The sequence below is a fragment of the Pseudomonas sp. LJDD11 genome (assembly GCF_024584215.1).
Lineage (GTDB): Bacteria > Pseudomonadota > Gammaproteobacteria > Pseudomonadales > Pseudomonadaceae > Aquipseudomonas.
The window spans coordinates 185,188-197,741 of the sequence record NZ_JANJFL010000011.1 but is presented as its reverse complement, the minus strand read 5'-3'; the positions used below and the strand labels follow the sequence as shown (position 1 = coordinate 197,741).

Below are 12,554 nucleotides of genomic sequence, written 5' to 3'. Positions count from 1 at the left end.
GCGTTGCTGAACTTATGCAGGCAATCCTTGCGGCGGTTCGCAATTTTGGCGTGAATCGCCCGCACACGGGCCTTCTTGCCGGCGCGCTGGGCCGTGCCCAGGGCGCTCTCCAGATCCCGGTAGAACCTGCCGCTTTCAAGGCGATCACCGTCGCTGCAGGTGGCCGTGGTTTTCAGTCCGAGGTCGATACCCACCGCGTCCTGGCCTGGCGATAACTGGCGGTCGACCTCGACCACGACGTTGAAATACCAGCGTCCACGGCTGTCTTCGTTGAAGCTGCCGGATCTGAATTTAAAGCCCGCCAGGCCGTAGCTGTCCCAGACCTTGAAGTGCTGTTTGTTGAAGACGACCTGGCCGTTTTTCCAGACAGCAGCGCCGACCTTGAAGGGCACCCAGCCCAGGCTGCGCCGGGCGCCGCCCGAGCAGCGCCAGCGGAGCTGGCGCTTTTTGAACTGCTTGCGCCGTGTGACATATTCGTCGGCAACAGCCTGCACCGATTGGCTGTGCAGTCCCAGGTCTTTGCCGGCCCCGTTGGTGTACTTGTGAATGTCGAACGCCGACAGAAAACGACCACGCTCACGAATCGAGCGACGGCTCAACTCGTTTACGTAGTTCCACACAAAATTCACAGCACGAGAAGCTTCACGCAACTGCGCTGCATGCTTGTCTCGCACTCGAATCTTGAGGGTTTTGGTCGCTTTCATTTCAGTCATGAAACACAGAATAGGGGCGGTTTTTGGGGTTTTAACCCCTATGACCGCTTCGCGGTGGCGCTTTCATCCCCCACCTGAAGGAAGGGGCTTTTCGCGTCAGCTTGGTAACAACGACCGTGGCAGCCAACGGCCAGGCAGTTGCTGTGAATGCCATGGCGCAGGGTGTTGATGACAACCGAAGACGGCGACTGTCTGTTCGTCCAATAGTTCAACAACAATGGCAAATCGCTCTTCCCTTGCCTTCATCGAACAGCGAAAATCGGCGCTTGGTCAAGGCGTTCGCTTTTGACCGGGCAGCAAGCGATTACCGGTAAGAAGTGATGCCACACCACGATGGGGAACAGAACGGCCGAGGCCTGTCCTTTGCCAAACGCATTTATTTGCCACGCACCATCGGCCTGAGTATCGGATCGGTTTGCGTGGCGGTCGCGCTGTACCCGTTGCCGTGGATGCACTGGATCTGGGCCATGCTGGTGATGCATGCCTGGGTCTGGCCACACCTGGCTTACCAGCGCGCCCGACGCAGTAGCAACCCCTACAAGGCCGAACTGCAGAACATGCTCGGCGACTCGTTTGCCGGCGGTATCTGGGTGGCCCTGATGGGCTTCAGTGCGCTGCCGAGCGTCGCCATACTGGCCATGATGGCCATGCAGAATATCGCCGCCAACGGCCTGCGCCTGCTTTGGCAAGGCTTACTGGCCAATTTGCTGGGCGCTGTGCTGGGCTTTGTCCTGTTTACCCCGCAAATCCAGCTGGCCAGCACGCCCGAGGAAATCTACGCCTGCCTGCCATTGCTGGTGATCTATCCTGCGTTCATCGGCTGGATGGGCTACAAGGTGGCGCTCAAGCTCAGCGAGCACAAACACGTACTCAGCCGTTTGAGCCGCACCGACAGCCTGACCGGGCTGATCAACCATGGCACCTGGAAAGACCTCCTGCAGGTGGAGTTCACCCGCAGCCAGACGCTCAATCGCGCCTGCTGTGTGGCATTGATCGACATTGATCACTTCAAGACCATCAATGACCGGTACGGGCATATCGTCGGCGACTCGGTGCTCAAGGCGCTGAGCCAGGCATTGCGTGACAACATCCGCGCCAGCGACCTGGCAGGTCGCTATGGCGGTGACGAGCTCTGTGTAATCCTGCCCAATACCGACCTCGATCTGGCGGTGGGTATTCTGGAACGTCTGCGTCAGATCGTCGAAAACCAGGTCGATGCACTGCTGCCTGAACTCAGAATCAGCCTGAGCATCGGTGTTGCGCCCTATGAACAGCACATCGTCGATGCCGCGAGCTGGCTCAATGAAGCCGACAAGGCGCTATACGGCGCCAAGAGCACCGGGCGCAACCGGGTCGTCAGTGCGCCGTGCACCCGCGCTGATTTTCAGGGCTTGGCTCTTGGCGTCTGACGCACCCCGAGCTTTTTCAGCAGGGTCGCCGTACTGTAGCGGGCCACCATCACACTGAGCGGCTGACTGAGCGTCAAATCGCCATACAGCTGCAGTTCACGCTCCAGATGCTGTTGCTGCGATGCACGGTAATTATCCGGGTAAACGCAACGCTCGACCGGCAGCAAGGCATCATGATGTTCCAGCAAGCCCTGGAAGACTACGCGCCGCTCCACACTCTTGCGGGTGGTGTCGATCAGCCGGGTGAAAAACTGGCTGTCGAGCTGGCGCAGGGTCAGCAGCGCGGCGTAGCGCTCGATCAGGGTGTAGCCAGCAGTGTCGTCGTACACCAGGCAACACAGCCGTTCGCGGCTCATCGCCCGAAAAGGATTGGGCGACACGTTAGGCCAGCGATGATGGCCCATGACGAAGCACAGTGCCTTGTCAGCCTGAGTGCGCAGTTCGCGGTTGGCCAGGGCCGCCACGTCTTCGAGCAGGGGCGCCAACCGCCCCATTTCTTCCAGCTCCCGGACCAACAGCGCAAACAACCCTCTGGGGCCCAACAGACAGTCATGCAACTGGACGAGATGGACGGACGACAGCATGGCCTGCTGTCGTGCCAGCGCTGCATAGGCCAGTCGGCAATCGGCCTCGGACATCATCACCGTTTGCCGGTCCGCTTGTTCATTTTGTTCAGAGCGGTACTCACAACATGCTGCCATTGAATGGACTCCTTATCCGGGCACCTCTAAAAACGACCTGCGTTGCCATCGCTGCGCTGGCTACTTCGCCCAGGTTTTTAGAGGTGCCCTATCGTTATCAGGGTGGCTGACCTTTGTCTGCCGACTTTTCTTACACGCTCCACAGGCTTTTCTGCACAACAACTTTAAGACTTCAGGCAAGAGCAGTCTTTTTGATAGGCACAGAACAACACTGACTCATAAGTGGAGCCTGCTTGCCTGTGATGCCGCCTCGCTCCCCACGAGCATGCAGCAATCAAACAGTGGCAATACAAGCATGAAGGCAATTATGTAATGTTCGCCGACGAAAACAATCCGACAGATGTAGGGGGTCAGTTCAGTGGAGCCCATAAATGACAGGCAATAAGTTGGGTACGGCTTTTTACCCGGCTCTTGCGCAGCAACGACGAGACATGGTCGCGTACGGTATAGCCGCTGATGCTGAGCTGCTCGGCGATTTCCTTGTTGGTTCGTCCTTGCAGCAGCAACCCGAGAACCTGTCGTTCCCTGCTGGTCATGCACATGGAGGTTCCTCTCGTTATTACATGATTCATGACGGAGCGCGTAGGACGCTTCTTGCTTTGACTATTTTCATCCAGCGATTCACGCAGTAAATGACAGAGGCAGATATTTCACGACCTGCACCTGCCGACCCGATAAAAAACGAAGAGAATTCGCTTTAAGTTAACGAAGTAGAAAACTCCTACAAACCTTAAAGACATATATAACCCCTCCAAAACTTAAATCCCACACAACCAACTATCCAGCCCACAGCGGTACGCCCATCAAAGAAACTGATGGCAATACGGCTACAAAAACGAATCAGGCGCAAGATAAACTTGCGCCTGGCTAATTACAATCAGCTGTTACAATTGGATCCGTCAAAGCTCCCGGTCATGCCCCTGAAACAGCCGCTGGGCACGGGCCTTGATTTCTTCGGCGCTGACGTCTTCCTTGTGGCTGGAAATGAACCACAGATGGCCAAAGGGATCGCACAACGTGAACGACCGGTCACCATAGAACTGATCCTTGAGGCCGCTCACCACCACCACGTCCTCCTCGTCGGTAACCAGCTCATAGGTCAAATCCACATTCTCCACATAGAGATGCAGGCCTACCGTGGCCTTGTGCGAACAATCAGCGGTTGGCGTCAGCACCGGACTGCTCAGAGCACCCTCATCGCAGGGTTCCGACAGCATGATGCGCGTATCCCCGATATACAGCTCGGCGTGGCCGACCCTGCCGTCGGGACGGTCCAGCCGGAACTCCTCACGGGCATTGAACGCTCGCTTATAGAAATCAATTGCAGCATTACCATCGTGCACGCCCAGGTAGACGGTGACGGTATGAAAGTCCTCGGGGATGGCTTTGACGCTCATTTGGTCTCTCCTCTGGCACAGGCCAGCTCAGGGTTGCAGGTCAAACAGCGCCTTGCCACTGGCCATATCAAAAGGCGCCGAGAAGTGCTCATGGACGATTTTCCAGCCGTCGGGGGTGCGCAGGTAACCGGCGCTGCCACGCATCCATGACCCCTGGATGACGCCGTTGGCATCCGTGGCACCGCAGTGATTGAGCCAGTGAGCGAACGCCACGTTGCCCGCACCCTGCACCACCAGATCACGTTGTTCGAACAGCATCTCGCCCGGGCACAGGTTCAGACAGTGTGCCCAGTGCTTGCTATAGGCATCGCGCCCTTTGAATTGCAGCTCGATGATGGCGTCGAAAGCGACCACATCGGGGTGGTATGCCGCCATGATCGCGTCGAGGTCTTTGTTGCGTACGGCCAGCGACCAGTTTTCCAGCAACGTGCGGATCTGGTCCGGGATGAGGGGGTCCTGATTCTCGATGTTCATGAAACAACTCCTGCCGGATCCGGCTCGGGTTCATGTACATCCAGCGTAGACGCTTGCAGTGAAAGCTGACAGCCGGTTATTTGTCCGGCTGTCAGCCTGAAACATCACTTGCCCAGGCAGGGCTGGTCACAACCCAGATCGTGGCGGGCAGCAAACCAGGCAGCGGTCAGCAGGCCCACCGCGCCCATCACCAGGCAGTAGACCACGCAGACCCACGGGCTTATGGGCATCAGGCCGATCAACAGCAACGGCGTGACACTGGCCCATAATGCATAGGCGATGTTGTAGGTAAAAGAGATGCCCGAAACCCGGATGCGAGCCGGGAACAGCCCGACCATCACCGACGGCACGACCCCGACGATGCCACAGGCCAGGCCGGCCAGCGCATAGGCGATGCCAGGCGCCAGCCACTGCAGGATCAGGCTGGCGTACAGCATACCGATCCCCAGCGGCAGCAGCAGGCTGTACAGCAACACGCAGCGCCAGGCACCGATACGGTCGACCAGCATGCCGGCCAGCACACAACCGATGTTCAGGAACACAATGCCCCAGGCACTGAGGGCAAAGGTTTCACGGGCACTGAAGCCGAAACGCTGCTGCATCACCGTCGGGGTGATAACCACCAGCACCACCACCGCCGAGGTCAGCACACAGGTAAGCAGCGCCGCCGGCAGCAGCGACGCTCGATGCTCACGCAACACCTGGCCCAACGGCAGGCGCTGCATGTCTTCTTTCTGGGCATGCAAGGCCATGAATACCGGGGTTTCGCTGAGCCAGCGGCGCAGCCACACCCCCACTACACCGAATACGCCACCGAGCAGAAACGGAATACGCCAGGCGTAATCGAGGATTTCCTGCGGGGTATACACCCGCGCCAGCCAGGTCGCGGTCAGCGCGCCCAGTAGGTAACCGAAGGTCAGCCCGGCCTGCAGCACACCCAGCGCATAGCCGCGATGCCCGGCTGGCGCGTGCTCGGCGACAAACACCCAGGCACTCGGCACCTCGCCCCCCACCGCCGCGCCCTGCATCACCCGCAGCGCCAGCAACAGCAGCGGAGCCCAGAAACCGATTTGCGCGTAGGTGGGCATCAGACCGATGAGCAGACATGGCAGGGCCATCATCAGGATGCTCAGGCTGAATACCCGCTTGCGTCCCAGCCGATCGGCAAAGTGGGCCATCAGGATGCCGCCCAGCGGTCGCGCCAGATAGCCGGTGACGAAAATGCCGAAGCTTTGCAACAAGCGCAGCCACTCGGGCATGTCCGGCGGAAAGAACAGCTGGCTGAGGGTCAGGGCGAAGAATACGAATATGATGAAATCGTAGATCTCCAGAGCCCCGCCCAGTGCGGCAAGGCCCAGGGTCCGATAGTCAGCGCGGGAAAATGGCTTCGGACGTGGTCGTGCAGTGGCCGTCATGGGCACTCCCGGTATGTGACAGTTTGAAAGCGCGCGAAGAATAGCAAAAGTGCCCCATCAGAGCGCGCTACAAACTGCTACAGCACCGATAACCCGACGCTACGGGCAAAACCGCAAGATCATGCCGCCAGCCCGGCGATGACCTTGTTCAAGTCCAGTGACAGCGCATGCAGATCATCGCTGGAAGCCTGGGTGCGCTGGATGTTGTCCTGGTTGACGGTCGCAATGGCACTGATTTGCGTGAGATTGCGCGAGATATCCTCGGCCACGGAGGTCTGCTCTTCAGCGGCCGTAGCGATCTGCCGGTTCATGTCGCGGATCGCTTCCACTGCCACGGTGATGCGGTGCAGCGAATCGCTCGCCCGGGCGACCTGCTCGACACTTTCCTGGCTGCGCGCCTGGCCGTTTTCGATGGCTTGCGCAGCATTGATTGCGCCAGTCTGTACCGAGCTGATGATCTGATTGATCTCGGCAGTAGATGCCGCGGTGCGCTGAGCGAGGGTCCGTACCTCGTCAGCGACCACGGCAAAGCCACGGCCCTGCTCACCGGCGCGAGCGGCTTCGATAGCGGCGTTGAGCGCGAGCAGGTTGGTCTGTTCGGCAATGCTGCGGATCACCTCCAGGACCTTGCCAATCCGCTCGCTGTCACTCTCCAGGCGGCGAATCACCTCGGCTGTGTTAGCCACTTCGGTGCGCATCTGGTTGATCGTTTCAATGGTCGCGGCCATGACGTGCTCACCTTCCTGGGAACACCGGTCAGCGTCGTCGGCGGCATTGGCCGCTTCGGCGGCGTGGCGGGCAACTTGCTGGGCCGTCGCGGACATCTCGTGCATCGCGGTCGCCACCTGATCGGTGCGGTCAAATTGTTCTCGGGTGCCTTGCGCCATCACCGCAGCGATGGACTTGAGTTGGATGCTCGCGCCGTCCAGGTCCTGACTGTCCTGCTTGAGACTGGTAATGGTCTGCGCAAGAAAATCGCGCAGCAGGTTGGCGGCCGTGGCCAGGCGGCCCAATTCGTCCTTGCGCTCGACACGGGCGCGTTCGGTGAACCTGCCTTCACTCAATTGCGCTACGTAGTCGATGAGCTTGCGTACCGGGCCGGCAATATTGCGACTGACCATCCACTGGGTCACCAGGCCCACCAACAGCGCCGAGGCCAACATAATCAACACGCCCCAAAGGATCGTGCTGCTGGCGGCCTCGCTAAGGCTTTGCGACTGTTTCTGGCTGTGCTGGCGCAAGCTATCCACCAGCGTGCTCATTTGTTCACTGGCGGCCCGGTCCACGCCCTTGACCGCCAGATCCCCGGCGACCGGGTCGCCACCGGCGGCAATGAAGGCATCACGCCCCTTGCGATAGGCACTGCCCAGATTGCGATGCTCTTCACGCAAGCGCTCGACCTGGCTGCGGATACCGCTGTCGATAGACTGCCACTGAGCAAGCTGGCCAAGAATCAGTTGCACCTGACGTTCCTGAGCTTCGAACTGGTTCCAGTACTTGTCACGCTCGGCCGCGGCCTTGCCGCGCAGCAACACGTTTTTCCATTCCTGGACCTGAATCTTGAACTGCAGATTGGCCTCGTCGATAAGTTGCGACGCCCGCAACGGGCCATCGAGCAGGCCGCGATAGTCGCGCACGTTATTCGACAATAGGTAAAAACAGGCCAGGGCAATCACCAGCAACAACGCCAGGCTGGCGCCAAGCAGGGTGAGGATCTGCAGCTTGAGAGATTTGTACATGTGGGCAGGCACTCGACAGCGTGAACTGCGTCAGCGATCAGCCTGCGCAGCATTGAATAATGCGCACCTCCCTGTGCTGGCGCAGTTAACCAGCCGAATATGACCAAAAGATGACAGCACAATGACATGAGCCATCAGCAGTTGCCGCCTCGGCACTGTGACGTAACAGAAGCGGGAATCGTAGGAGCCGCTTAAGCGGCGAAGCATTCGCGGCTGAAGCCACTCCTACGAAACAAGCCTATATATCAATGAATTAAATACTGCCCGTGACAGGCAGCTCTGCTGGCGACTGCAATGCCTCAGAAATTGACCGTCGCGGACAATCGGGCGGTGCGGGGTGCGCCGGGGAACAGGTAGTCGTCGCCCAGGTACTCGCCCACATCACGCCAGTAGCGCTTGTCGAAGAGGTTATCGACCGAGAGTCGCCAGACGGTGTCGTAGCCGCTCAGGCGGGTGCTGTAACGGCCGCCGACATTGAACAAGGCATAGTCGTTGACGCTGACCTGGCCCTGGCGGTCAGCGAATTTGCTGGCGCTGTATTGCATGCCGCCAAGCAGCGCCAGGCCCGGGATTGGCAAGGCGTAGTCGGCCTGCAGGCTGGCGCGGTATTTGGGTACGTTCAGCGCCTGATGCCCCTCATAGGCCTCGGTGCCGCTGCCCTCGACCCGCGCCCTAATCGCCGCGACGCTGGCGGCAATCTGCAACCGCTCGGTGAGATGACCGGTGGCGCCCAGCTCAAGGCCAAGGTTCTTCTGCTGACCCTGCTCTACATAGGTGAAGGTGCCGTCGGCCTGCGGCTGCGAGTACTGATAGGCCTTACGAATCTGGAACAGCGCGGCAGTCAGGCTCATGCGCTGCAGGTCGTACTTGATCCCCGCTTCCAGTTGCCGCGACACACTCGGAGCGAGGGTTTCACCGGCGTTGTTACTGAACCACGCCGCCGTGCCGCCCAGGCTCAGGCCTTTGCTGTAGCTGGTGTACAGCGACAGGTTTGCCAGTGGTTTATAGATCAGCGCGGCCTGCGGCAGGAACAACGAGCGCCGGGTATGGCGCAGGTCGCTGCCGTCTTCACGCCACGCCTGTTCGTTCAGATACACCTGGCGACCACCGGCCACCAACTGCCAGTGGTCGTCGAAGCGAATCCGGTCGGTGAAGAACACCCCGTACTGGCGGCTGTCGAGGCGACGCTCAGTGTGTGGCAGCAGCTTGTCAGCCTGCGTCACCGTGTCCGGGGTCTGATTGATGTTACCGCTGCCAACCCACTCGTTGAATGTGCCACGGGTATCGACGGTGCGCCGCAAGGCACTGGTGCCGATGGTCAGCTCGTGCTCCAGCGAGCCAGTGGCAAAGCGCCCGGCCAGCGCCGCTTCAACCTCGTCGTTACGCCGGGTGTCATCGGGGCTGCGGAAATCGTAGATGTCGTAGTCGCCTTCAGCGCTGAAGTAATTGGGCACTGCTTGCCCGGCGCAACTGGCAGCGCCATAGCACCCCCAGGCGAACGAGCTGTAGTCGTCAATCACCACCCGGCTGCGCGAGGCACTGAGGCTACCGGTCCAGCTCTCATTGAAGCGGTACTCGAAGCGCCCATTGAGGTTCAGCGAGTCGATGCCCACCGGGTTGGACCAGCTCTGATGGCCCAGCCGCTTGCGGGGCGACGCGTCATGCGGCAGCTCGCTGCCGCCGAGCAACTGATAGCCCGGCACCGAACGTTGCTCGCGAGTCTGATACTCCGCATCGAGTTGCAACGTGGCGCGCTCGTTGATGTTCCAGTCGAAGGCCAGTGAGGCGAAGTCGCGCTGGCCGTCAGCGTGTTCAACATATGAGCGAATATCTTCATGAGCCAGATTGGCGCGCAGGCCGAACTGCCGCTCGCTACCGAACCAGCCACCGACGTCAGTCGCAATGTAACGCTCACCGTGCTCATTGGTGGCGACGGTTACCGAACGCACATCGGCAGCGCGTTTGGTCTGATAGTTGATCACCCCACCCGGCTCGGCCACCCCACCTTGCAGACCGGAGACGCCCTTGAGCAACTCAACTTGCTGTTTATTCTCCAGCGCCACGTTCTGCTCGCCGGCAATGCTGCGGCCATTGATGCGATAACTGTTGCCGGCATTGAGCGAAAAGCCCCGGACCAGGAAGTTTTCGTAGTAGCCCACCGGCGCATAGGCTTCGCCCACCGAGGCGTCGTTGCGCAGCACTTCGCTGAGCAAGCGGGCCTGGCGATCCTCCAGCAACGCTTGAGTGAACACCGCAACCGAGGCAGGCGTATCGAGCAGCGGCGTATCAGCAGCGGCGGTAACGGCAGCGCGGCGGGCCTGGTAACCCTCGGCACCCGGCTGGTCAGCCACGTCCCTGATCTGCACAGCGTCAAGATTCACGGGCTCGGCAGCCTGCAACGCAGAGGCGACGGCCAGGCTCAGTGGCAGCAAGGGCCAGGCCAGTCGGTGTGGCGTACTCATGAAGGGGCAACTCCAGGATTGGGCGGGGGCGACTTTGTACGTTTATGGCGGAACTTTTACAACCCTGAGAGGCCGTCTTTTCAATAAACGAGTGCCCCCTCTCTGTCTTCAGGTTTTAAGGGTGAATTAAGTATGGGTGGTTAATCTGGCTTCAACAAAACAACTGAACCCCTCGGTTGTTAACCGCTCTATAACCCCAGATTCCACACTGAAAGGAAATTGATCATGAAAAAATTCATCCCTGCCCTGTTTGCTGCTGTAACTCTGAGCGCCGCTGCCGGCATGGCCCAGGCCGATGTTCGCCCTGATCAGCTTGCCGACCTGCAAAAAGCCGGCACCATCGGCGACTTGCAGAAGTTCAACAAGCAGGCGCTGGACAAGCACCCTGGCTTCACCATCCATGACACCGAGCTGGAGCAGCAGGGCGGCCGTTATGTCTACGAAATCGAACTGCGCAATACCCAGGGTACCGAGTGGGACTTCCATGTCGATGCCAAGACCGGTGAAGTGCTGCTCGACAAACAGGATCGTTGATTCCTGAATCTGATACCGAGCGGCTCAATCAACGCTGGCAAACGCCAGGGCGGATTGAGCCGCTAATTATTTCCTACGCAGCTATTTCCTACGCAACTACCCGCGATTATTCCAGGCCGACTTTGAGCAACTTTCCGTTGCCGTCATCGGTCAGCACATACAGATAACCATCCGGCCCCTGACGTACGTCGCGGATCCGCTCCTTGCGTTCTTTGAGCAGCCGTTCTTCATCAACAATACGGCCATCTTCGACCTTCAGACGAATCAGCTCTTCGGTTGCCAGTGCGCCGATGAACACGCTGTGATCCCACGCCTTAAAACGCCCGCCATCGTAAAACACCATGCCGCTGACGCCCGGCGACACTTCCCAGACATGCAAGGGCTTGACCGTCCCTTCGACCAGTTCACCTTTGGCTTCCGGAATTTTCAGGCCCGAATAGTTGATACCGTGGGTTGCCAGCGGCCAGCCAAAGTTCTGGCCGCGCTCGGCGATGTTGATCTCGTCACCGCCTTTAGGTCCATGTTCGTTGACCCATACCGTGCCATTCCACGGATTGAACGCGGCGCCTTGCGGGTTACGGTGGCCATAGCTCCAGATTTCCGGCCGCGCGCCCTTGCTCCCAACAAAGGGGTTGTCATCCGGGACCTTGCCGTCCGGGAAGATCCGCACCACCTTGCCTTGCAGTTTGTCGAGGTCCTGGGCCGTTGGCCGCTGGTTATTCTCGCCCAGTGCGATGAACAGATAGCCTTCACGGTCGAACACCAGCCGCGCGCCGAAGTGGTTGCCTACCGACAGCTTGGGTTGCTGACGAAAGATCACATTGAAATCTTCCAGACGGCTCAGGTCTGCCGACAGCCGTCCACGCCCCACTGCCGTGCCCGCCTTGTCGCCTTCAGCGGCGCTTTTGCCATCGCCCTCGGCGTACGCCAGATACACCAGCCGGTCTTTGCCGAAGTCCGGCGACAACACCACATCCAGCAAGCCGCCCTGCCCATTGGCCCAGACTTGCGGTACGCCTGAGATCGGCTTACCGGCCTTGCCATCAACGCCCAGCAGCAACAGGTTGCCGGAACGCTCAGTCACCAGAATGCCTTGCTGGTCCGGCAAAAATGCCAATGCCCAAGGGTGATCCAGCCCTTCGGCCAACTGGGTGACGGTCACAGCGCCCAATTCGCTTTTGTACTGTTTGGCCGCCTCGGCCGCTGAAACGGCCAATGGCAGGCCAGCCAGCGCACTGGCGCAAAATGTCGCGATCAGGGTTTTTCTCAACATGGGCGTTTCCTTATGCATAACGTAGAGATCATCGGGATGGAGTACCGCGTTCGGGCGGGTTGAAGCGGGGCTGCTCGGCGGGCCGTACCGGCGCCTGCTGACGGGTCGGCTGGCCATTGCGGATACCGCCGTTTTCCAGGGTCGGCGGACGCACCACGGGCGAGGTATTGGGGCGCGGCGTGTCAGGTACCGTGCCTTGTCGACTGTTGGGGTTGGCGCGTTTGATCGGGCTGTTGTAAGGGTTGCCGTCGGCACCAGCGCCGAGCGGCTGCTGCGCATGGGCCAGCGGTCCGCCAGCCAGCAGCGCTGCAATGGCGAGGCCTTGCAAGAAGCGAGTCATTATCTGCCTGCCTGAAAGTAGGGGTTCAAACCTTGGAAACCGGATCAGGCCGCAGGTTCGACCAGCGATGGCAGATGGGCAAGAAATGCGCTGAAAG

General features: G+C 59.7%; 12 protein-coding genes and 1 pseudogene. 2 read left to right on the top strand and 11 right to left on the bottom strand.

Going from position 1 to position 12,554, the window contains the following annotated elements; genetic code table 11:
* The coding region (locus NRB16_RS15060) for a transposase (RefSeq protein WP_257106426.1) at positions 1-704 on the bottom strand (704 nt) is incomplete at its 3' end.
* Positions 705-1,033: 329 nt separating this feature from the next.
* Here NRB16_RS15060 and NRB16_RS15055 point away from each other — a divergent pair.
* Positions 1,034-2,122 carry a diguanylate cyclase gene (locus NRB16_RS15055; RefSeq protein WP_257106425.1) on the top strand — a complete coding sequence of 363 codons (1,089 nt, stop codon included), beginning with the start codon at positions 1,034-1,036 and terminating at the stop codon, positions 2,120-2,122.
* Here NRB16_RS15055 and NRB16_RS15050 read toward each other — a convergent pair.
* From NRB16_RS15050 to NRB16_RS15020, 8 genes and pseudogenes are all read right to left on the bottom strand, one after another.
* The gene (locus tag NRB16_RS15050; protein ID WP_257106424.1) at positions 2,098-2,823 is read right to left on the bottom strand and encodes a hypothetical protein; all 726 of its coding nucleotides are present in this window, start codon (positions 2,821-2,823) and stop codon (positions 2,098-2,100) included. The two genes, NRB16_RS15055 and NRB16_RS15050, sit on opposite strands and share 25 nt — an antisense overlap.
* 350 nt (positions 2,824-3,173) lie before the next feature.
* Positions 3,174-3,395 (bottom strand): response regulator transcription factor, encoded by a 222-nt coding sequence (locus NRB16_RS15045; protein ID WP_045489231.1) that lies wholly within the window; start codon positions 3,393-3,395, stop codon positions 3,174-3,176.
* A 327-nt stretch (positions 3,396-3,722) separates the two neighbouring features.
* Positions 3,723-4,220, bottom strand: a complete 498-nt coding sequence (locus NRB16_RS15040) for a VOC family protein (RefSeq protein WP_253115457.1) — start codon at positions 4,218-4,220, stop codon at positions 3,723-3,725.
* 27 nt (positions 4,221-4,247) lie between these two features.
* Positions 4,248-4,694: a nuclear transport factor 2 family protein gene (locus NRB16_RS15035; RefSeq protein WP_045489225.1), complete on the bottom strand. Its 447-nt coding sequence runs from the start codon at positions 4,692-4,694 to the stop codon at positions 4,248-4,250.
* A gap of 104 nt (positions 4,695-4,798) precedes the next feature.
* Positions 4,799-6,109, bottom strand: a complete 1,311-nt coding sequence (locus NRB16_RS15030; RefSeq protein WP_257106423.1) for an MFS transporter — start codon at positions 6,107-6,109, stop codon at positions 4,799-4,801.
* Positions 6,110-6,228: 119 nt separating this feature from the next.
* Positions 6,229-6,942, bottom strand: coding sequence for a methyl-accepting chemotaxis protein (locus NRB16_RS29705; RefSeq protein ID WP_373568468.1), 714 nt, complete (start codon positions 6,940-6,942; stop codon positions 6,229-6,231).
* A gap of 171 nt (positions 6,943-7,113) precedes the next feature.
* Positions 7,114-7,230 (bottom strand): annotated as a pseudogene (locus NRB16_RS29700) (HAMP domain-containing protein); the annotation flags it as partial.
* A gap of 917 nt (positions 7,231-8,147) precedes the next feature.
* On the bottom strand, positions 8,148-10,310 hold the full coding sequence (locus NRB16_RS15020) for a TonB-dependent siderophore receptor (RefSeq protein WP_257106421.1): 2,163 nt from the start codon (positions 10,308-10,310) through the stop codon (positions 8,148-8,150).
* A 225-nt stretch (positions 10,311-10,535) separates the two neighbouring features.
* On the opposite strand from NRB16_RS15020, the gene NRB16_RS15015 reads away from it, so the two are divergent.
* Complete coding sequence (locus tag NRB16_RS15015; RefSeq protein ID WP_045489216.1) at positions 10,536-10,844, top strand: PepSY domain-containing protein; 309 nt, start codon at positions 10,536-10,538, stop codon at positions 10,842-10,844.
* Between the two features lie 106 nt (positions 10,845-10,950).
* Here NRB16_RS15015 and NRB16_RS15010 read toward each other — a convergent pair whose 3' ends face one another.
* Both NRB16_RS15010 and NRB16_RS15005 read right to left on the bottom strand, forming a co-directional pair.
* Positions 10,951-12,117, bottom strand: a complete 1,167-nt coding sequence (locus tag NRB16_RS15010; RefSeq protein ID WP_045489214.1) for a PQQ-dependent sugar dehydrogenase — start codon at positions 12,115-12,117, stop codon at positions 10,951-10,953.
* A 28-nt stretch (positions 12,118-12,145) separates the two neighbouring features.
* On the bottom strand, positions 12,146-12,457 hold the full coding sequence (locus NRB16_RS15005) for a hypothetical protein (protein ID WP_045489212.1): 312 nt from the start codon (positions 12,455-12,457) through the stop codon (positions 12,146-12,148).
* Positions 12,458-12,554 lie beyond the last annotated feature (97 nt).

Bases quoted from the DNA above. Each gene is read 5' to 3' on its own strand.
- NRB16_RS15055 (WP_257106425.1), top strand. From the start codon at position 1,034: ATGCCACACCACGATGGGGAACAGAACGGCCGAGGCCTGTCCTTTGCC.
- NRB16_RS15050 (WP_257106424.1), bottom strand. From the start codon at position 2,823: ATGGCAGCATGTTGTGAGTACCGCTCTGAACAAAATGAACAAGCGGAC.
- NRB16_RS15045 (WP_045489231.1), bottom strand. From the start codon at position 3,395: ATGAATCATGTAATAACGAGAGGAACCTCCATGTGCATGACCAGCAGG.
- NRB16_RS15040 (WP_253115457.1), bottom strand. From the start codon at position 4,220: ATGAGCGTCAAAGCCATCCCCGAGGACTTTCATACCGTCACCGTCTAC.
- NRB16_RS15035 (WP_045489225.1), bottom strand. From the start codon at position 4,694: ATGAACATCGAGAATCAGGACCCCCTCATCCCGGACCAGATCCGCACG.
- NRB16_RS15030 (WP_257106423.1), bottom strand. From the start codon at position 6,109: ATGACGGCCACTGCACGACCACGTCCGAAGCCATTTTCCCGCGCTGAC.
- NRB16_RS29705 (WP_373568468.1), bottom strand. From the start codon at position 6,942: ATGCACGAGATGTCCGCGACGGCCCAGCAAGTTGCCCGCCACGCCGCC.
- NRB16_RS15020 (WP_257106421.1), bottom strand. From the start codon at position 10,310: ATGAGTACGCCACACCGACTGGCCTGGCCCTTGCTGCCACTGAGCCTG.
- NRB16_RS15015 (WP_045489216.1), top strand. From the start codon at position 10,536: ATGAAAAAATTCATCCCTGCCCTGTTTGCTGCTGTAACTCTGAGCGCC.
- NRB16_RS15010 (WP_045489214.1), bottom strand. From the start codon at position 12,117: ATGTTGAGAAAAACCCTGATCGCGACATTTTGCGCCAGTGCGCTGGCT.
- NRB16_RS15005 (WP_045489212.1), bottom strand. From the start codon at position 12,457: ATGACTCGCTTCTTGCAAGGCCTCGCCATTGCAGCGCTGCTGGCTGGC.